This window comes from Paenibacillus sp. J22P165 (assembly GCF_059692015.1).
Genome location: NZ_JCAUAP010000009.1, coordinates 254,086 through 273,585 on the forward strand (window position 1 = coordinate 254,086; position 19,500 = coordinate 273,585).

18 protein-coding genes are annotated in these 19,500 nt (G+C 47.6%); 4 read left to right on the forward strand and 14 right to left on the reverse strand.

Annotated features, from left to right (window positions below; all coding sequences use genetic code 11):
• Positions 1-63: 63 nt before the first annotated feature.
• From AC58QM_RS23645 to AC58QM_RS23675, 7 genes are all read right to left on the reverse strand, one after another.
• Positions 64-3,174 carry an MMPL family transporter gene (locus tag AC58QM_RS23645; RefSeq protein WP_497287307.1) on the reverse strand — a complete coding sequence of 1,037 codons (3,111 nt, stop codon included), beginning with the start codon at positions 3,172-3,174 and terminating at the stop codon, positions 64-66.
• A 61-nt stretch (positions 3,175-3,235) separates the two neighbouring features.
• Entirely contained in the window at positions 3,236-3,859 is a 624-nt protein-coding gene (locus AC58QM_RS23650; protein WP_497287308.1) for a TetR/AcrR family transcriptional regulator, read from the reverse strand.
• A gap of 125 nt (positions 3,860-3,984) precedes the next feature.
• A complete protein-coding gene (gene desA / locus AC58QM_RS23655) occupies positions 3,985-5,022 on the reverse strand; it encodes a Delta(5) desaturase DesA (protein WP_497287309.1) in 1,038 nt (345 codons plus the stop codon).
• Positions 5,023-5,493: 471 nt separating this feature from the next.
• Positions 5,494-6,105, reverse strand: coding sequence for a flavin reductase family protein (locus tag AC58QM_RS23660; protein WP_497287441.1), 612 nt, complete (start codon positions 6,103-6,105; stop codon positions 5,494-5,496).
• 27 nt (positions 6,106-6,132) lie between these two features.
• A complete protein-coding gene (locus tag AC58QM_RS23665) occupies positions 6,133-6,741 on the reverse strand; it encodes an alpha/beta hydrolase (RefSeq protein WP_497287310.1) in 609 nt (202 codons plus the stop codon).
• Positions 6,738-7,697 carry a ring-cleaving dioxygenase gene (locus AC58QM_RS23670; RefSeq protein WP_497287311.1) on the reverse strand — a complete coding sequence of 320 codons (960 nt, stop codon included), beginning with the start codon at positions 7,695-7,697 and terminating at the stop codon, positions 6,738-6,740. The genes AC58QM_RS23665 and AC58QM_RS23670 overlap by 4 nt, the downstream gene beginning before the upstream one ends.
• Before the next feature lie 87 nt (positions 7,698-7,784).
• Positions 7,785-8,228 carry a MarR family winged helix-turn-helix transcriptional regulator gene (locus AC58QM_RS23675; RefSeq protein ID WP_497287312.1) on the reverse strand — a complete coding sequence of 148 codons (444 nt, stop codon included), beginning with the start codon at positions 8,226-8,228 and terminating at the stop codon, positions 7,785-7,787.
• 229 nt (positions 8,229-8,457) lie between these two features.
• Between AC58QM_RS23675 and AC58QM_RS23680 the strand changes: the two genes are divergently transcribed.
• Positions 8,458-9,651 (forward strand): MFS transporter, encoded by a 1,194-nt coding sequence (locus AC58QM_RS23680; RefSeq protein ID WP_497287313.1) that lies wholly within the window; start codon positions 8,458-8,460, stop codon positions 9,649-9,651.
• A 77-nt stretch (positions 9,652-9,728) separates the two neighbouring features.
• On the opposite strand, the gene AC58QM_RS23685 is transcribed toward AC58QM_RS23680, so the two are convergent.
• From AC58QM_RS23685 to AC58QM_RS23710, 6 genes are all read right to left on the reverse strand, one after another.
• Positions 9,729-10,166, reverse strand: coding sequence for a cupin domain-containing protein (locus AC58QM_RS23685; protein ID WP_497287314.1), 438 nt, complete (start codon positions 10,164-10,166; stop codon positions 9,729-9,731).
• A gap of 11 nt (positions 10,167-10,177) precedes the next feature.
• Positions 10,178-10,621 (reverse strand): SRPBCC family protein, encoded by a 444-nt coding sequence (locus tag AC58QM_RS23690; protein WP_497287315.1) that lies wholly within the window; start codon positions 10,619-10,621, stop codon positions 10,178-10,180.
• The gene (locus AC58QM_RS23695) at positions 10,614-10,934 is read right to left on the reverse strand and encodes an ArsR/SmtB family transcription factor (protein ID WP_310499993.1); all 321 of its coding nucleotides are present in this window, start codon (positions 10,932-10,934) and stop codon (positions 10,614-10,616) included. Before AC58QM_RS23695 ends, AC58QM_RS23690 begins: the two co-directional genes overlap by 8 nt.
• 232 nt (positions 10,935-11,166) lie before the next feature.
• On the reverse strand, positions 11,167-11,493 hold the full coding sequence (locus AC58QM_RS23700) for a hypothetical protein (protein WP_497287316.1): 327 nt from the start codon (positions 11,491-11,493) through the stop codon (positions 11,167-11,169).
• 36 nt (positions 11,494-11,529) lie between these two features.
• The gene (locus AC58QM_RS23705) at positions 11,530-13,278 is read right to left on the reverse strand and encodes an ABC transporter ATP-binding protein (RefSeq protein WP_497287317.1); all 1,749 of its coding nucleotides are present in this window, start codon (positions 13,276-13,278) and stop codon (positions 11,530-11,532) included.
• Positions 13,279-13,296: 18 nt separating this feature from the next.
• Positions 13,297-15,039, reverse strand: coding sequence for an ABC transporter ATP-binding protein (locus AC58QM_RS23710; protein ID WP_497287318.1), 1,743 nt, complete (start codon positions 15,037-15,039; stop codon positions 13,297-13,299).
• A gap of 184 nt (positions 15,040-15,223) precedes the next feature.
• On the opposite strand from AC58QM_RS23710, the gene AC58QM_RS23715 reads away from it, so the two are divergent.
• The 3 genes from AC58QM_RS23715 (at position 15,224) to AC58QM_RS23725 (ending at position 18,640) form a co-directional block, all read left to right on the forward strand.
• Positions 15,224-15,904, forward strand: a complete 681-nt coding sequence (locus AC58QM_RS23715; protein WP_497287319.1) for a hypothetical protein — start codon at positions 15,224-15,226, stop codon at positions 15,902-15,904.
• 142 nt (positions 15,905-16,046) lie between these two features.
• The gene (gene thrC / locus AC58QM_RS23720; protein ID WP_497287320.1) at positions 16,047-17,435 is read left to right on the forward strand and encodes a threonine synthase; all 1,389 of its coding nucleotides are present in this window, start codon (positions 16,047-16,049) and stop codon (positions 17,433-17,435) included.
• A 698-nt stretch (positions 17,436-18,133) separates the two neighbouring features.
• A complete protein-coding gene (locus tag AC58QM_RS23725; RefSeq protein WP_497287442.1) occupies positions 18,134-18,640 on the forward strand; it encodes a hypothetical protein in 507 nt (168 codons plus the stop codon).
• A 52-nt stretch (positions 18,641-18,692) separates the two neighbouring features.
• Here the strand turns inward: AC58QM_RS23725 and AC58QM_RS23730 are convergent, their stop codons facing one another.
• On the reverse strand, positions 18,693-19,346 hold the full coding sequence (locus AC58QM_RS23730) for a stalk domain-containing protein (RefSeq protein WP_497287321.1): 654 nt from the start codon (positions 19,344-19,346) through the stop codon (positions 18,693-18,695).
• Positions 19,347-19,500 lie beyond the last annotated feature (154 nt).

A 19,500-nucleotide genomic window follows, 5' to 3' on the forward strand; every position in this document is an offset into this window, starting at 1 on the left:
TAACTTTTACACGCAAAAAAGTGCCCTCCCACAAAGGTGGGAAGGCACTTCTTTATACGATCGTTACGCTGTACGGCTCTCCGTCGACACTTTGTGCGCCGTGACGCCGCGCTTTGCCCGCAGCGCTTCTGGCATAGCCAGCAGCGCAGGCAGCAGCATCGGCAGCAAGACGAAGCAGAGCACGATGAGGCCAACGATGACGGCCACAGCTAGCTCGATCAACAGAACGAGACCGGATGGCACCAGTGTGGCGAAGGTTCCGCCAAGGATGACCATCGCCGAGATTACCACGCCGCCGATGTGCTTGGCAGCTTGCACGATCGCCTTCGAAGGCGATAGATCGCCAAGCTCTTTGTAGCGCATCATCAGGAAGATGCTGTAGTCGACGCCAACAGCAATAATAATGATGAAGGAGAAGAACGGTACGAAGGAGGAAACCCCATCGGCACCGATGATTTTATCCGTCACGACATTCGTCGCCGTCATCGCCACGTAGTAGGAAATGACTAGGCTCAGAATGATGTAGACAGCTGGCCAGAAGGCACGAATAACGAACAGCAAGACGATGAACACACCGATGATGACAATAATCGCGGTGCTATTGAACGACTTCAGCTGCGCCTTGTTCGTGTCGTACGTCGTCGAGCTCGGTCCTGCTGCGCCGAACTTCGCATGCTCGAGCACTGTGCCCTTCACGCTGGCAGCCAGCTCCGTGTTAATCCCTTCAATCGTATCCATCGCCGCCGATGAATACGGATCATCCTTCAAGATGACGATCATCTTCGTCATCGTCCGATCCTTGGACATGAAATTGTCCAAGGACTTCCCGAAATCTGCGCTCGACAGCGCTTCTTTCGGGATAAAGAACGTCTTCGAGCCATTCAGTTGCGTCAAGAACTGGCTCGTTTTACCCAACCCCTCGGACACGTCACCGAGTCCGTTGCCGCTCTGACCAAGGCCGTCCTTCAGCTGGCCCATGCCGCCGCTGAGACCCGACAAGCCTTCGCTCAGCTTCTGCTGACCGTCTTTGACGCTGCCTAGCGCAGCGTTCAGCTTCGCCATGTTCGCAGCGATCTCACGGCTGCCCGCGCTGCCTTGCTTCAGCCCTTTGGCGAGCTCAGCCGCTCCGCTCTCCAGCTGCGTAAGCCCTGCGGCAAGCTGCGCTTGCGCACCATTCACTTGCGCCAGGCCTTGCGTCGCATCGGCAAAAGCACCGTTCAACTTCGCAGCATTCTTGCCAAGCTCTCCTAAGCCGCCGCTCAACTGCGTCAAACCGGAGGCAAGACCTTCACCCGTTTGCTTCAGCTTAATGTAATCAGCATCTGTTGTTAGCTGGCTGTATTTGCTGCCAAGCCCGCCAATTAGACCATTCATGCCGACCAAACCTTGCTGGATGCCTCCAAGTTGCGTCTCAATCTGACTGTAACCATCACTCATAGCGTTATAGCCTTGACCAAGCTGCGTCAAACCATCCGTAATCTTAACGCTATTGGTACTCACTTGAGCCATGCCATCCTTCAGCGCAGCAATTCCCGAGCTTAGCTCACCTGCACCGCCGGCTCCTTGTGCGATACCAGTAGCCACTTGATCAAGCGCAGTCGTCAGCTTGCTATAGCCCTCCTGCACTTGACTCGTGCCATCTACCAGTTGGCCAACGCTAGACGTATCTGGCGCATCTAGCTTACTTTGCATCAGCTTAAGTCCATCACGTATTTGATTTACACCGTTTTGTGAGGCTGTAATACCATCGGCAACCGTCTTCGTTTGCGTAGAAATATAGAAGTCATCAATCGGCTTCGCTTGCGGCTGTGTCACGCTGGATACCATATCAACACCAGGAATGGTTTTCAGCTTCTCTGTCACCTTATCAATCGCCGCTAAACCTTCATTCGTGTTAAGCGGTTTGTCATTCTCAATGACGACCATGGTAGGGAGCGCCTGACCCCGGCTAAAATGCTCCGCCACAAGGCTAAAGCCTTTCGTGGATGGGTGATCATTCCCCAGCTCTTTCAACTGGTCAAAAGACAGCTTCTGATGGTTCGCAAGCGCAAGTGGAACCGTAATAATCAGAATGATGACGGTCGTAATAATCGGTCTTTTCACCGCGATTTTTGTCAAGCCCGCCCAGAATTTACTCTCTTTATGCCCGGTCGTTCCCTTGGAAGGCCAGAAGAGCTTATTGCCAAGCATTTTCATGAAAAATGGTGTCACCGTTACAATTTGGAGCAGGAGTATGGCCGTACCTATCGCCACGACATTCCCTGACTGATAAATTCCGAAATCCGAGAATGTTAATGCAGCAAACGCAATGAATACAGTCAAAATACTGTAAAAAATCGTTTTACCCGCTGTGCGGTAGGTCACAATAATCGCTTCATCCACGGATAAGCCATGGGATAATTCCTCTTTGAAACGGTTGAATAAAAGAATGTTATAGTCGGTACCAATCCCGAACAAAATCAAAATTAACAGCATCTGTGTGACACTCGTCACAGGGAAGTTAAACTTATCAATGAGCTGCGCGGCAATCCCCATGGACACGAGGTACGAAATACCGACCGCTAGCAAGGAAACGACCGGAATAATAACAGAACGGAACATAATTATCAGAACAGCTAGAATGAAAATAACCGTAAGTGCGGCACTTTTTTCAACACCAGACTCCGACACTTTAATATAATCATCCTGGATGAAATCCTCCCCAGAGAGGTAATACTCCACTTTTACGTCCTTCAAAACAGTTTCAAATTCTTCCTTAATGTCCTCGACGTGGCGCCCTCTTTTGTCTAAAGAGAAGCTTGCCATTAAGGTTGTGCCATCCCCAGAAATGAGTGATGACTTCGCCTCCGGCGTGGTGAATGGATCAATCAACTGATCGAAACCAAGCTCAGCTTGATGGCTTTTCAAATTCGTAATACCTGCCTCGATCGCCTTCATATCCGTATCCGACAGTTTGTTTGGGTTATGGAAAACCACGATATCACTCGTGCCCTCGACCCCATTAATTTTGTTCAAAATCGCTGAGGCAACCTTAGACGGTGCATCACTACGCAACGGATCCTGCCCTCTTAGGCCAAGAATCGCGTTCACATTCGGTTGGAAAACCGACAGCAATACCGTCGCCACCAACCATGCGGCTAGAATCGCCCAGCGCCATTTAATAATTGATTTCATTCTCTCTTCTCCTCCACTCACCCTGATAGTAAACAAGCGTTCATTATTGGGGCAAAAAATTTTAAGACTGGCTTAGCTTTATTTTTTCTGAAATACCTGTGCAATACAGGTACAACAGTTCATCAACAAGCATTTTAATCGTATCGCCATCTTCATGGTCACGCAAAATCAGACAAATACTTTCAATCATTGTCGTCGCAATCATCTGTGCAGTCAGCTGTTCCCTCTGTGGTAACGTGCCTGAAGGCGCTATTTCCGCGGTAAATACTTCCGAAATAATCTGATGTACTAGTGTAATCATGTCTTGTTTCGCCGATGCGAATCGAGAGCCCTCACTTAAGTTCAACAGAATGGTTAGTTCCGTACTGGACTCCTTGAAAAGAATCATTAGAGAGGCATCAATCCGGCGAAGAATGACCAAATGATTAGATAAAGCGGTACAAAGGGTATTATCTACCTCTTGCTTACTAACTCTAAGCACCTCAGCCAATTGCTCTTGAATCGGTTGGATAAGCTCATCGAAGAGATCATCCTTGCTCTTGAAGTAGCGATAGATGTTGCCAGGTGTAATGCCTGCGGCGTCTGCAATTTGCCGAATGGAGGCTTTCAAATACCCATGCTTCTTAAACTCGGCCAATGCCGCTTGGCGGATACTTTGTTTGACTTCATCTTTTAAAATTTGCATTAATAAACACCTGTTCACTTTTTGACGTTATAGTTGGATTATACAGTGCCCACTTGGGCATTTCAACGCTATTGTGATAAAAAAAAGCGCCCAACCTGAAGATGATCACAGGTCAGACACATTTCTTATTCAACATCTACGGCTTTAATAATACGCGGCTTCACTTTCACACGGAACTGCTTCAAATCCTTGAACTGAATGAACTTCTTGGTCTCCTCGTTCCAGATACGGAATTTCAGCGATTCCAGACTCGTTTTCAGTGTAATGGTCTGAACATTACGTAGTGCTGCATTCTTATTGTGCACTTCTTGCAAATGATAGTTGGGCACGCGCGGGCTTAAGTGATGAATGTGGTGATAGCCAATATTACCTGTAATCCAATGGAGAACACGCGGTAAATTATAGAAGGAGCTGCCATGCATCGCCGCTTTGACATAGTCCCACTCTTCATTATTCTCGTAGTACGTTTCCTCATAGTTATGTTGTACATAGAACAACCAAATTCCAGCCATACCTGAGAAGAAGAACATCGGTCCTTGAATCAGCAAGAACGACTGCCAGCCGATCCCCCAACAAAGTAAAGCAATACTGCCAACAATACCGATATTCGTTATATACGTATTGATTCTTTCTTTCATGCCTACCTTCCGGCGGTTAAACCGATAATCAATCAAGAAAATGAAGATCGGTCCGATAATAAACATTACGAACGGACTCCGGTATAAGCGATATGTCATACGTTTGAGCCATGTTGCTTGCATATATTCATCTACAGTAAGCGTCCAGATGTCACCAACGCCTCTTTTGTCCAAATTACCGCTGGATGCATGATGAACAGAGTGTGTATGGCGCCACTGATGGTACGGTACGAAGGTTAATATTCCTGTTAGTGTGCCAACAATTTCATTAGCGAGTTTGTTTTTAAAAAAAGATTTATGACAACAGTCATGAAAAATGATAAATATCCGGATTAAAAATCCAGCAGCAATTAAGTCAATCACGAAAGTGAGCCAAATGGAAACGGAAAGGCTTAGAAAAGCAAAATACCAAAGCACGAAAAAGGGTCCCACTGTATTGATGATTTGCCACACACTATGCTTCATATGTGGTCTTTCGTAAGGCGCGATATCTTTCCGCCACCCACCCTTATCCTCATGCTTCATCCTGTTAGAACTCCCTCTCTCAACGTCGTGTCGAATCTCGTAAGTTTAAAACCTTTGAAGTAGTACGTGACGAATCGAAATAAGTTCCCGTTATACGGTAACAAATATTACACAGCTATCTCATCATAAGTGGGTAACCCCTTTTTGTAAAATGCAATTTAAGTAAGTCGCTGCAAAAATCGAGCTATGCTGACTTTCAGCAGGGAAGGAATTTAAATAAGGGTGTGCCATAACGCTATTTGCTCTACATGCAGGTTCTATGTAGAAATAGAGCGATGAAACAGCGCTATTTCCATCAAAACGAGAGAAATATGGCCGTTTGGATCAAATAGCGATATATAATAACGTTATTCTCCTAAATACTCTCCCAAACTGGTAAATAAGGTGTTTTCATAATGTTACGCATCTATAACAAAAAAGAGACGAATCGCCTCTCGTTCTGCTTTTAGAACGAAGCGATTCGTCTCTCGATTATACCGGGCGATCTATGGCAAAAAGCTCTCCAAGCTTCGCATACGAACTGCCCGCTAGCCGACTTACGGGCTTCAGCTTGTGCGGGTCAATATGTCCGTTGTCAACTAAGTTGTCATCGATGTAAAAATAGACGACACGTCCGATTAGTAAATCTGCCGCGGGTACGTCCGGAGTTCCACCGAGCGGTATCGCCTGCTCGAGGACGCATTCCATGCGGATGCTCGCTTCAGCGATGCCAGGCACCGCGATGTGTCGGCTCGCAACAGGCGTTAGCCCTGTCAGCGTCACTTCGCTTTCCTCTGGCGGCAGCGCAGCGGCGCTCTGGTTGATCTGGTCGATATAGGATTCGTCCGAGATATGAACAACGAATGCGCCTGTATCGACCGCGTTGCGGGAGGTGTCCTTGCGGACACCCTGCTTCCGCTGCACGGAAACGGCGACCATCGGGGGATCTGCCGTCACGATGGTGAAATAGCTGAAGGGAGCAGCGTTCAAGACGCCTTCCGCGGATAGCGTCGAGACAAAAGCGATCGGCCGCGGAATAATGCTGCCAATGAGCAGCTTATAATTCTCTCGCTCGCTTTGAGCTGACGGATCGATACCTACCATTGTCATTGTGACGATCCCCCCTTTCTATTAGAGTGAGAGCCCTTTAAGCCATTCTGCTGCTGCAAAAACTTCTGAGCGGGTCAATTGGTGGCCGGAGTTTTCCCAATGCACATGGACATCCGAGCCCGCATCGCTCAATAAACGCTCAAGCTCCTCTGACTCCTCTGGGGAGCAGATTGGATCGTTTTTGCCTGCGCCGATAAAGACAGGCGTATTTGAGAGATCAGGCAGCGGGATGCCGCGGCGCGGCACCATTGGATGATGCAGAATGGCTGCGCGAAGCGCATTCGGATAGTGGAACAAGAGGCTGCCCGCGATGTTCGCGCCGTTCGAGTAGCCGATCGCAACAACGTTGCTGCGATCGAAGCCATGCTCTATCGCTGCTTCATCGATGAAATCGTACACTTCCTTCGTGCGGAAGATAAGATCCTCTTCATCGAAAATGCCTTCAGCTAGCCGACGGAAAAACCGCGGCATGCCGTTCTCTAGGACGTTCCCCCGTACACTAAGTACGGAGGAAGTTGGTGAAATTGCCTGCGCCAAAGGCAGCAGATCGTTCTCTGTCCCGCCCGTTCCGTGAAACAGAACGAGCACGGGAGCAGTCAAATCAGATCCTTGCTGATAGATATGTCTCATTTCCGGTCACCTTCCAATACGCGCACTTCAATTGGCGGTAGATTTTTCACGATTTGATCACGGCTTGCTTCGAACCACTCTGGCAACATTAATTTCTCACCAAGTGCTTCCGGAGCTTCATCTCTAGCAAAGCCTGGAGGATCAGTAGCAATCTCAAATAGGATGCCGCCTTCTTCACGGAAATAGATCGCATTGAAGTATTGACGATCCACGATTGGTGTTGGGTGGTAGCCGTTATTCGCTACATGACTTCTCCAAAGTGCATGCTCAGCATCATCTTTCGCACGCCATGCGATATGGTGAACAGTTCCCGCTCCGCCAGCACCGTAATCCATTGGCGTTACGTTAATATCGATGATGTTCCCCAAATCCCCGAAGGAAGTGAAGCGTGCATAGGCGCCTTCTTGCCCTACTTTTTTCAGACCCATGACATTCACAAGGAGCTCTGAAGTTTTGTCAGGTGCTGTGCTGTAAAGAACAGCCCCGCCGAAGCCTTTGATCGCTTTGTCCACAGGGACGCCGCCAAATGCCCACTGACTTGGCGCACCTTGCTCGCGCTCAACAATCTCTAGTCTTAGACCATCTGGATCTTTAAACTGTACATATGTTTCGCCGAATCGAGCATTTTTCTCAAAAGCAACACCGAATTGTGTTAGGCGTGCTTCCCAGAAAGATAAACTGCCTGTTGGCACTGCATAAGTCGTAATACCAACTTGACCGCCGCCGACCCGACCTTTACGAGAACCTGCGTAAGGGAAGAAGGTAATGATCGTACCTGGGCTGCCTGCTTCATTACCGAAATAGAGATGATAAACTTCCGGCGCATCGAAGTTGATTGTTTTTTTGATTAAACGTAGTCCTAAGATACCTGAATAAAAATCAACAGTTGCCTGTGCATGTTGAACGAAAGCGGTGATGTGGTGGATACCTGCGGTTTGTTGTTGTGTTGTTGTCATAATAGCCAACTCCTTCATATTTAAGAATCTTTATTTTAAGATACCAGATCTAAGAAAATGCGAGACATGCAATGAGGGACATTTCTTCTATTTAAATCCCTCTTGCGCATACCTGCCGAGTTTCTTCAGCAATCGACTTGCCATCATCTTCTCTTCATCCGTCAGCCCCGCCACGGCCTGTTCAATCACTTCGGCGTGCTTCGGAAATACTTCCACAATAAAATGTTTCCCTTTTTCCGTTATTTCAGCAAAAATCAATCTACGATCTTCCGTCGATGTATTGCGCACGACGAATTCCTTCTTGACTAGCTTATCTACGACATAGGTAATGTTCCCACTACTCATCAATACCTTACTGCCAATTTGTTGAATGGCTTGTGCTCCCTTATGATACAGTAGTTCGAGAACACCAAACTCTGTTCGGTTCAGTCCATGCTTGCGAATATCTCGATCCCCGTGGGCATTCACCCACTCACTCGCTCTAGAAAGGGCGATATAAAGATCTAGAGAATTATTTCTTGTTTCGCTCATGTTTGCCTCACCTCGTTTCTTGTTTGCCTCGTTTATCTTAATTTAAAGATACTTTATTTAGAGATAAAAGTCAACAGGTATTTTACGATTTGAACATCACCTAAATCTAGCTTGCCCTATCCCCCTTTCTCTACAAATGGAAAAATAATGAACAGAATGTCACACCTTTTCCCATACGACTCGTGTTATGATTAAGGCTTTAAGAAAGAAAGGTGGGTTCTACGCAATTATGAACACTTCACAAGCTTTACAAGGGACAGTGACCGAGAAAGAGCGGTTCCCTATCTCCCTTTTCTCCCTAACGGTTGGCGCTTTCGCCATTGGTATGACGGAGTTCGTTATTATGGGGATTCTGCCTAATGTGGCCGATGATTTGAACGTTAGCATTTCGCAAGCGGGGCAATTGATCACCGGTTACGCACTTGGCGTAGCATTCGGTGCGCCAATTCTCGCTATGTTGACACATAAACTCCCGCAAAAACGCCTTCTACTCGTGCTGATGCTCATCTTCATCCTAGGCAATGGCTTAGCCGCGCTAGCTCCGTCCTACGGGATCGTACTTGTAGCACGCTTAATCACTGCTTTGGCTCACGGTACCTTCTTCGGGGTTGGTTCTGTCATCGCGGCGAATCTTGTTCGGCCTGAAAAGAGGGCTAGTGCCATCTCAGTGATGATGGCTGGTCTAACCATCGCGAACATTCTTGGCGTCCCGCTCGGAACCTACATCGGTCAACATCTCGGCTGGCGGGCATCCTTCGGTGCCGTTGTCATCATGGGGATCATCTCTTTCATTGGTATTCTCATTTTCATTCCACAGATTGCTCAGAAAACAAACAGCAGCCTTGTGAAGCAAGTTCGTTCTCTTCTACAACCGCGTTTGTTACTTGTTTTTCTAATTGGGGCATTAGGCTGCAGCAGCTTGTTTGCGGTATTCACCTACATCGCGCCAATCCTTATCAACATTACAGGGTTTAAAGAGAGCAGCGTAACGTGGATTCTCATTTTATTCGGCTTTGGGGTTACTCTAGGTAACATACTCGGGGGAAAAATGGCGGACTGGAAGCTCATGCCTTCCCTCATCATTAACTTTGCAGCGTTGGCGCTTATTCTAGTTGTATTCGCCTATACCGATCAATTCCCGGTTGCCGCCGTTATCACCCTATTCATATGGGGAATTGCCTCGTTCGGGATCTTGCCTGGCCTGCAGATTCGCATTATGAATCTAGCCAAAGAGGCGCCCGAGCTGGCAGCTACCTCAACACACTCAGCGTTGAATCTTGGTAATGCCGGCGGTGCTTTCCTTGGCGGCTGGGCGATTACGCACACAGGCCTGGCGTCTCTGCCTTGGATCGGCGCGGGATTGACTGGTGCGGGGTTTGTCTTAATACTGTGGAGCTATCTGCGGGAGCGTAAGGTGAAGTAAGAAAATAACGAAACAGCGGCAAGCTAGGACTTAAACATAAGTCTTCGCTTGCCGCTGTTTTTTTTGTAGGTAAATAACTAGTGCGTATTCGCCCATTCGACTTGTTGTTCCAGAATGATTCCGTCTGACTCCACCCATTGGGTGAGGCTGTTCTCCTTGGCTTGAATGACAATAAAATGCAGACCTTCTGTCTTCGACGTGTTCCGCAACACTCTCACACCGTCAGGTGCAATGCGAATGGACGTGCCTTCGTGCACATCTATTTCGTTTCCGTCCACTTGGATTTGACCTTGCCCTTGAAGAAAAATGTAGAGCTCTTCATTCTGTTGGTGCTTATGATAAAAGGGGATCTCCCCTTGCGGGGATAAATGATTAAGTGAAACTTCCATACTCGTCAGTTGTAAGGCGTCTTTTAGAAAGGATTTACCCTTCAACCTGCCTTCCGTCACACTTGCAAAATCAGAAAATGCACCCGCGTTGTTAACGGAGTAATTCAATGGATTTGCGCTCATCATTTCGCTCTCCTTTAGAATGCTGGTAGTGTTTTGCCTGTTTCGAGCAGACTCTTCAAATTGCTGAGAATGACAGGCCAGCCATTGTTAAATCCTTCGATCTTGCCTTCATCCTTACGAATATCCTGTTCTAACAGCTCTTCATGACGAAGTGTCAGCTTGATCGTACCGTTCAATGGCGTTAATTCATATGTCACGTTGGACATCCGATCACCTTCCGCGTCCTTGATGCTCCAAGTAATCGCGAGCAAGCGGTACGGCTCATAGATAAGAACTTCACCGTAATGCTCCGTCTTGTCTTTATTCATTAAGTGAAAGCTCGAACCGACTTGCCAATCTGAGATGATTTCCCGACCAAAAAAATACTGCTTCGTAAATTCACTGCTCGTCAGGGCTGCCCACAGCTTCTCAGGTGTGGTAGCGATGTAAGTCACGTACACGAAAGACTTTTTATTCATGATTCGAATCCTCCTCAAGGGCTTGCTTCAAATTGGTTAACGCCTCGATTCGGCGTTGATCAAACTTACCGATCCAGCGATGGTAAATCTCCCCGATGGGCACCGGGTTCAGATAATGAAGCTTCTCGCGGCCATGCCATATGACCGTAACCAGATTTGCCTCCTCCAGCAGCAAAAGATGCTTGGTAACAGCTTGACGACTCATCGTCATTTGCTGACAGAGATCTGTTAAGGATAGTCCGTTATTCACGAACAAGATGTCTAGTAATTCTCTGCGTGTTCCGTCTGCGAGTGCTTTAAAAAGTTTGTCCATGCGCCTATTATATGCAACAATTTAGTTGCATGTCAAACAAAATTTGTAAATATTGGTTCGATTTTCGTGTGATCATTGGCTAGCGGGGGCTTCTTCTACACACTACTTACGCTATTCGCTATCCACTCCCCCTTGCCCACAATTCCATCTCACGCTCGCATTTTATCTGTAAAAAGTACATTTAATTTCGCCACTTTCCTCACTTCAGAGAACTTAACTGTATTTCTTGTAGTTATTTTGGCTGTATTTGCCCACCAAACCTAAAATCGGCGATTTTAGCTGGAGGTTTTCCATCTATTCGTCCATCAGGGGCAAAATCCCCGAAAATAGATGGAGGTTTTCCAGTTAATCCGACGGTTGACGATGGCGGAGGCTGACGCCGAGGGCGTTGGATAGGAGGCGTAGTCGCTTCAGCGTTAGAATTGGCGCTACTGCTGACATCCAGAGCCACGGGCAACGCCAGATGAATCTCAGAGCAAGAAGCCACTCCACCGCTCCCGAGAGACGCCTTCTCCATCCCTCTGACCGGCGTCACGCACAGGCCCGACCACAAACACAAAAGGCGCCTCCTCATCAACCGAGGAAGCGCCCTGCCTTACCCTACAACTGCCGAAGAACCCTTCTGCAGTTGGTACATTTTCGCGTAGCGCCCGCCTAGCGCCATGAGCGTGTCGTGATTGCCCCGCTCGGCGATTTCGCCGCGGTGCAGCACAAGAATTTGATCCGCGTCGCGGATCGTGGACAACCGATGCGCGATGACGAGTGTCGTCCGCCCTTCGCTAACCACTTTCAGCGCCTGCTGAATGAGCCCTTCCGTCTCACTGTCGATGGAGGCCGTGGCCTCATCGAGAATCAGGATCGACGGGTCGAACGCCAAGGCGCGCGCGAACGAGATCAACTGCCGCTGACCGGAGGACAGCGTGCTTCCCCGCTCGACGACCTGCTCGTCGTAGCCTTTCGGCAGCTGCTCGATAAAGCCAGCAGCTCCAACATCACGCAGTGCAGCCTTCACTCTGTCCAACGAGATATCAGGATTGTACAGGCTCACGTTGAACTTGATGTCTCCCGCGAACAGGAACGGATCCTGCAGCACGATCCCCATATGCTTGCGCAGCGCCTGTTTCGACATTCCCTTGATGTTATGCCCATCAATCGTGATGGCGCCCTCATTGGGCTCGTAGAAGCCTAGGAGCAGGTTTAGAATGGAGCTTTTGCCTGATCCCGTGTGCCCGACTAAGGCGATGGTTTCCCCTTTTCGCGCCTCAAAGGAGATGCCCTTCAATACGTTTTCCCCTTCTTTATAAGCGAAGGTAACATTGTCGAACTTCACGATCCCCTCAGGACGACGAACGTGATCCGTTTCCTCTACATCTTGACCGTCCATATCAAGGATAGTGAATACCTTCTCCGCTGACACGAAAGCCCGCTGAGCATTTGTCAACTGATCGAATATCCCGATGATCGGCTGAAAAATCCGACCCAAATAATCAATAAAGGCATAGAATACGCCGAATGAAATCGCGCTCTCTAAAGATTTTCCGCCAAAATACCATATCACCATTGCCGTTACCAAACTACCTATCGTGCCCACCACATTCCGAGTAGAAAGGCCGTAGATTCGAAACTGCTTCCGTTGATTGACATAACGATCCATGTTCAGCACTTCGAACTCATCCAGCGTAACTTTCTCCCGACGAAAAGCCTGAATGATCGGCATCACGACAATCGACTCATTGATCATCGCATTCATATCGCTGAGTCTAGCACGCATGATGGTAATAAAAACCTTTGAATATTTGAGATGGATATACATAATCATCACAAATATCGGCGGCAGCACTAAGCAGAACATCGCTAGTTGCCAATCCAACAAGAAAAGTGCGATGTAAATACCAACTAACTGCAGCATGCTAACAACGAAAGTTGCCATGAAGCTCATAAAGAGATCACGAACAGCCTCCGTATCATTCGCGATACGAGATACAACCTGACCGATCGGTGTGTTATCGAAGTAACGCAACGAAATGCGTTGAATGTGCGCCATCAGATCCATCCGCATGTTTTTAATAATTTGCAGCGCGGTAGATTGGAGGATATAAGCCTGCGAGTAATTACATAGACCCGCTGCCAACAGTAATCCCAGATAGATACCGAGCAATTTAAGCACAGGCGCCATTTCATGAGCACCGGTGGAGAGGTATTTATCAATAATTGTTTTCGTTATATAAGGCCCGCCCAGCTCGGCAGCTACTGAACAGCAAAGAATCAGCAGCGCTCCGAGAATTCTGAACTTGTAGACGAGCGCGTAAGAAATCAGTCGTCTTGCCGTTGTCGGTTTAGACAAAATAATCGTCCTCCTTTCTCAATCCTCGAGACTTGCTTCCATCTGTTGACGATCCCATTGCTCGCGGTACCAACCTCCGAAATGCATGAGCTCCTCGTGCGTGCCCTCTTCAATGACTCTGCCCTCATCAAGAACGAGAATCCAGTTGGCATGGCTTACCGCAGATAGACGGTGTGTGGAAATAAGCGTTGTACGCCCCGCGCGCTCTTTACGAATGTGTTGAAGAATGCGACTTTCCGTACGTGCATCTACAGCAGAGAGCGAATCATCGAGCAGCAAAATCTCCGAATCAATCAGTAATGCTCTCGCAATCGCTAAGCGCTGTTTCTGACCACCGGACAACATCACACCATTCTCACCGACAATGGTCGCTAAACCTTCTGGCATCTGAGCAATGTCTTGGGTAAAAGAGGCCATTTCCACGGCGTGCGCAATCTCTTCTGGTGTAGCCGTATGTTTGCCTAGCGCTACATTATCCCGAATGGATTTCGAGAGCAATAAATGCTCCTGTGGCACATAAGCGACCCAACGTTTCATTTGGTCAATCGCAATTTGCTCAATCGGTACACCCGAAATGCGCAGCTTATCTGCTTCTAAAGGATATTGGCGCAGCAGTTGCTTAAGCAGCGTGCTTTTACCGCTGCCGGTCCGACCGACGATACCCAGTGTTTGACCTCGCTCTAGCTGAAAAGAGACATGAACGAGACTCGGATGGTTCGCTGTCGGATAAGTGAACGTCAAATCGTTCATCTCAATACGTTCTGGTACAGCGATATGGACTGGCTTCTCGGCATCGACGAGATCTGCCTTCTGCATCAGCGCCTTATCCAAACGATCCGCCGAGGCACTACCACGTTGCAGAACGTTAATAAACTCACCGAAGGAAATCATCGGCCAGATCAGCATACCGAGGTAAATATTGAAGGAAATGAGTTGCCCCAATGTGATTTCACCTTGAAACACAAGATACGAGCCGTATCCGATGCCGATCGAATAGCTGATGCCAACGATCAACGAGGTCAACGGTTGAAATAGCGCATTGAGCATCGAGACGCGGCGGTTTTTGTTCATCACATCCGATGTAACAGCATCGAATGCCTTCAAATCTTGCGCCTCTTGCACGTAGGAGCGAATGACTCTTATGCCAGAGATCGATTCCAAAGCATGATCATTCATGACACCGAAGGAAGCCTGTGCTGCTAGGAAGCGTACGCGGACCTTTTTGCCTAATAGATTAATCACCAAAGCCAGACAAGGCAGCGGAATTAGCGCCGCAAGCATTAATTTAAAGGAGATCAACGACACCATCATAACGATGACAACTGAAGCACCTACAATCGTCGATACGAGCGTCATCACCCCGTAACCGGAGGTTTGACCAATCGCTAGAATATCATTCGTCGCGAGTGCCATCAGTTGTCCCGTTGAGTTGCGTTGGAAAAACGGTGGAGACATTTTAGACAAATGCGTCAACAAACGCCCTCGAAGCAATTTCTCTATTAAAGCAGAGTTGCCGAATAGGTTCGTGATCCACAGAAAGGTCATGACATACAGAAGCAGTGAAAGTCCAATCAGCATGAAAACCGTATGATGAAGCCCGGAAGCTGTTAAATCCTCAGTACGAATATGGTCAACTATATTCCCAATCATTTTAGGCGGAATCGTCGCTAATAGATTCACACCGATTAATAGGGAGACTGCCAGTACATAATACTTCCATCTCTCTTTGAAAAACCAGCGAAGCTTCATAACAAAAGACACATTTCCCACCTCTTTTTGAATTCTTGGCATACTCATTGATTCTATAGTTTAAGACAAGTGAAGTCCACACCCGCTCTCTTATAAAATAAAACTTTCGCCTCTTCCGCAATCTTCTTACATATACGAACGCCAAAGGGAACAGACTATACCTATATTTTACATATAGAAAGGAAGTTTACCAACAATGAAACCGATGATACGTAAAACGCTCGCGATCCTCTCCCTATCCAGCATGCTGACAACTGGAACGGCTTATGCAGCCGCAATTGCACCTGATATTCCTAATTCGCACACGATTGCGATGTCGATGAAAGAGGAGGCTAAAAAGGTGCAATCAACTGGCGTTATTACTTCAATCCGTACAAATGGAGATAACGCAGCGATCCAGATTCAAGACACCGGCACGGGTGGTATTGTCCTCAATGTAGGCCCAGAAACAACGTACCAAATGCTAGATGGTTCCAAACTAACGCTTGCAGACCTTCATGTAGGCTTGACGATCACTGCTGAGCATTCCATGGCAATGACGATGAGCTTGCCGCCGCAGACGTCCGCATCTAAGATCACTGTGCTCGACAGCACTAGCCACAAGGGCGCGCTAGGAACTGCAGGAATCATTGAAGATGTGCGTAAAGATGGCAGTATTCTTATCAAAGGTGAAGGTCTTACCGACCTTGCGCAAGATGAAATTGTTCTGCAAATCGGAAAAGATACCGCTATTGTTGATGGCAAAGGTGATCCTGTAGAGAGATCCTCCCTCGTTAAAGGCACGAAAGTGATCGGGTTCTATAGTCCTGTCATGACGAAAAGCTTGCCGCCCATCAGTAACGCTTGGAAAATCGTTGTAGCGCCTAAAGAAGAGTAAGCTTAGATTAGAACCTTCCCTATTCGTCTTCGGGAGGGTTCTTTTCATTTTCTAAGAAGCGCATCCATGATGGATGTACACTGTCCAAATGTTCTGTTTTTTGATACAATAACTGAAAATTCAATCGTATAAGGGGACTCATATGGAATACATTAGCACTCGCGGCAAAGTAGCACCCATCGGCTTCATCGATGCGATCCTCATGGGATTGGCCAATGACGGCGGTCTACTCGTACCGAATAACATCCCACAGCTATCTGCTGAAACACTTCAAAGCTGGTCGAAGCTCTCCTACTCAGAGCTGGCTCTTGAAATTTTCTCTCTCTATGTGAACAATGAAATTCCTCGCGATGAGCTGAAACAGCTTGTTGATGAAAGCTACGCAACGTTCCGCGACGAAGCCGTAACACCGGTTAAACGCCTGAGCGATGATACGTATGTGTTGGAATTGTTCCACGGGCCTACTTTCGCTTTTAAGGATATTGCGCTGCAATTCCTCGGCAATCTATATGCTTACGTTTCACGTAAAACGAATTCGATCATCCATATCCTCGGCGCTACTTCCGGTGATACAGGTGCTTCTGCGATCGAGGGCGTTCGCGGCAAAGAAGGCATTCGGATTTGTATCCTGCACCCGCACCAAAAGGTTAGTCAGGTACAAGAATTGCAAATGACAACTGTCAATGATGCAAATGTGTTGAATCTATCCGTTGAAGGCACCTTCGATGATTGCCAACGCATTATCAAGGAACTTTTTGCTGATGTCGAGTTCAAGCATCGCTATCACTTGCGTGCGATTAATTCCATCAACATTGCTCGTATTTTGGCGCAAACGGTGTATTATTTCTACGCCTACTTCCAATTACCACAAGAGCAACAAGCAGCGAAGGTGAACTTCAGTGTGCCGACTGGTAATTTTGGCGATATTTTTGCTGGCTACCTAGCTCAAAAAATGGGCCTTCCTATCCATAAGCTTATTCTTGCTACGAATGAAAACAATATTCTTGAGCGCTTCGTGCAAGAAGGCGTGTACCAACCTGGCGAGTTCCGCGGCACCTACAGCCCGTCCATGGACATTCAAGTGGCAAGCAACTTCGAGCGCTACTTGTTCTATCTGTACGGCGAAGACGCTGCGGCTGTTAATGCCATCATGGAGCAATTCAAGGCCGAAGGCCGCGTGGTGATTCCTGCCGATAAGCTGCAAGCGGTGCAGGCTGACTTCGCTGCGTATGGCGTGAAGAACGAGGAGTGTCTCGACACGATCAGCGCCTACCACGCGAAGTACGAGTACCTGCTCGATCCGCACACAGCGTGCGGTGTGGCCGCTGCAGACAAGCTCGCTGCTCCTGGCGAGGTGACCGTGTCCTTGTCCACTGCGCATCCGGCGAAGTTCGATGAGTCGATTCGCTTGCGCGGTATTGCTCAGACATATCCGGAGCAAATCCAAGCACTGTTCGACAAACCACAGTTCCAGAAGGTGGTTGGCGGTTCCAACGATGCGATCAAGGATGAGCTCGTGAAGTTTTTCTAGTAAGGGGTTATAGGGTCCATCTATAGAAGCCTTCCTTCCATGTTTGTGGGGGGAGGGCTTTTTTGGCGTGAGGGGGAGCTGCTTGCTGCTACCATTACCGCTACGGAACCCACTCCACCTGCATGCCCACTTTCACGTTCTCTTCTACCTCTACTCTACCTGTATTTCCCTATATTCTGCTCACTCCGTTACTCCCACCAGTAGTAGTTACTCCCCCATCCATCCCGTCCACTCCTCCTCAAGCTCCTCTAACAATTGCACGACCAGCTCCCCTGCCAGCAACTTGAGTAGATTGTAATTGAATTAACTGGAAAAACTACATCTAATACAGGGCAAATGATCGCATTTGTTCATTTAGATGGAAAATAGGTAGCTAATTTTCAGCTTTAACCCTATATAGACCAGATTAGGCAAAATTAGCTGTAGGAAATCCAGTTATTTTCTTTTTGACGATGTTCTGAGAAAATTTAGCTGTAGTTTTTCCAGTTAATCGCAACGGAAGAGCATCCGCAAAGGCGAAATCAGGATATTTTTCTCCATGCTCAAGCCTAACTCCCCCCCATCTACACCTAAACATGAACCCAACAAATCAGTCCTCAGACCGATCTTCGTCCTTCCCTATAGTCGGAAGACACGTGTACCCTGTCATGGTATTCTTAGAGTAATGAATCCAAACAGTAGGAGTGAACCAATTGAATATGAATATGAATCGCAGCGCTTTTCTCGGCCCGATCTTAATTCTGTTAGGTGTTTTTATGTTTCTAAAAGGGGATGTATCGTTCAGCTCAGGCACAATATTTCAGTATTTCTGGCCGACACTGTTCGTTATACCCATCGGAGTTTTCTTTCACTGGTTATACTTCTTCATCATGCAACGACGTGGTGTAGGCGTACTCGTTCCCGGTGGTATCTTACTAACGGCAGGAATCGTGTGTCAAATCTCCGCCCTCTTCAATATTTGGCATCTTATGTGGCCAGGCTTCATGCTGGCTGTCGCTGTCGGCCTGTTCGAATTGTATTGGTTCGGTGGTCGCAATAAGTTTTTGCTCATACCGATTAATATTCTTACGGTGATGTCGCTGCTGTTCTTTGCGATATTCTCCATCAGCTCGATCTTTGGAACGCTCTTCCATAACAATTCGATCATCGCAATCGGGCTCATTGTCGTTGGCGGCCTAATGATGGTCATTCGTGGTCGTAACTAGTCATAAACGAGAAAGCCGTCCCGCAGGTTCACTGTAAGGACGGCTTCTTGTATCATTGGAGCTTATATTTGCCAAGCAAGACACTGTCGCGTTCATGTATGCTCAATATATGGAAGAGTGATACACGACCTCCCTCGTTCGTTAACAAACCAAACCTTGCGTTCTTCCCTAACCAGCCATCGATCCCATCATCTTGATAATCCCCAGAAACATACGTCTGAGCTAGCTCTTTATTCGCCCAAAACTCGATGCGCTTATTCGGTAAATCCCCTAGTTGATCAACTAGCAATAAGAGATACAGCTTCTGAAAATCAGTGTTTTCGGGTACATCGACATAACCGTCTGCGAACACGACCGTTGTATCTGATTGAGCGCCGAGGTTCTCTCCCATGACCTCAAATTTCAAGCTATATCTACCATGAAGAAGTAAGGATACATACTTATCGTAGGACAAACCTTTGTCCTCTTTACTCCGAATGTCAACTCTGTTCAAAGGTTCGTTCCAGTTCACCTCTGCACCAAGCGCCTGTGCAATTGCCCGCGTAGAGGTCATTGTCGTCCCATCTTCGGCTACTTGAACTTGCGTATCGAGCACAGTCCCATTTACCGCAACTTGTCGGCTCGTATGAACCACATCTGACGCAGAGACCACTGTTACACCTGTTAAAGCAGCACCGCAGATCACACCGAGGATCCATGCCTTCACAAACGACCACTCTCCCTCTTCTAACTTGAAAAGTTCGCTACGCATCTTAATGAAGAAGTTACTGCTAATTCAATTATATGCCAAATCTGTCCACATCAGCCGTTCAATGTATGCAAAAAGGCCTGCGAATGTTATTCATCCACAGACCTTACTT

Bases quoted from the DNA above. Each gene is read 5' to 3' on its own strand.
- AC58QM_RS23645 (WP_497287307.1), bottom strand. From the start codon at position 3,174: ATGAAATCAATTATTAAATGGCGCTGGGCGATTCTAGCCGCATGGTTG.
- AC58QM_RS23650 (WP_497287308.1), bottom strand. From the start codon at position 3,859: ATGCAAATTTTAAAAGATGAAGTCAAACAAAGTATCCGCCAAGCGGCA.
- desA (WP_497287309.1), bottom strand. From the start codon at position 5,022: ATGAAGCATGAGGATAAGGGTGGGTGGCGGAAAGATATCGCGCCTTAC.
- AC58QM_RS23660 (WP_497287441.1), bottom strand. From the start codon at position 6,105: ATGGTAGGTATCGATCCGTCAGCTCAAAGCGAGCGAGAGAATTATAAG.
- AC58QM_RS23665 (WP_497287310.1), bottom strand. From the start codon at position 6,741: ATGAGACATATCTATCAGCAAGGATCTGATTTGACTGCTCCCGTGCTC.
- AC58QM_RS23670 (WP_497287311.1), bottom strand. From the start codon at position 7,697: ATGACAACAACACAACAACAAACCGCAGGTATCCACCACATCACCGCT.
- AC58QM_RS23675 (WP_497287312.1), bottom strand. From the start codon at position 8,228: ATGAGCGAAACAAGAAATAATTCTCTAGATCTTTATATCGCCCTTTCT.
- AC58QM_RS23680 (WP_497287313.1), top strand. From the start codon at position 8,458: ATGAACACTTCACAAGCTTTACAAGGGACAGTGACCGAGAAAGAGCGG.
- AC58QM_RS23685 (WP_497287314.1), bottom strand. From the start codon at position 10,166: ATGATGAGCGCAAATCCATTGAATTACTCCGTTAACAACGCGGGTGCA.
- AC58QM_RS23690 (WP_497287315.1), bottom strand. From the start codon at position 10,621: ATGAATAAAAAGTCTTTCGTGTACGTGACTTACATCGCTACCACACCT.
- AC58QM_RS23695 (WP_310499993.1), bottom strand. From the start codon at position 10,934: ATGGACAAACTTTTTAAAGCACTCGCAGACGGAACACGCAGAGAATTA.
- AC58QM_RS23715 (WP_497287319.1), top strand. From the start codon at position 15,224: ATGAAACCGATGATACGTAAAACGCTCGCGATCCTCTCCCTATCCAGC.
- thrC (WP_497287320.1), top strand. From the start codon at position 16,047: ATGGAATACATTAGCACTCGCGGCAAAGTAGCACCCATCGGCTTCATC.
- AC58QM_RS23725 (WP_497287442.1), top strand. From the start codon at position 18,134: ATGAATATGAATCGCAGCGCTTTTCTCGGCCCGATCTTAATTCTGTTA.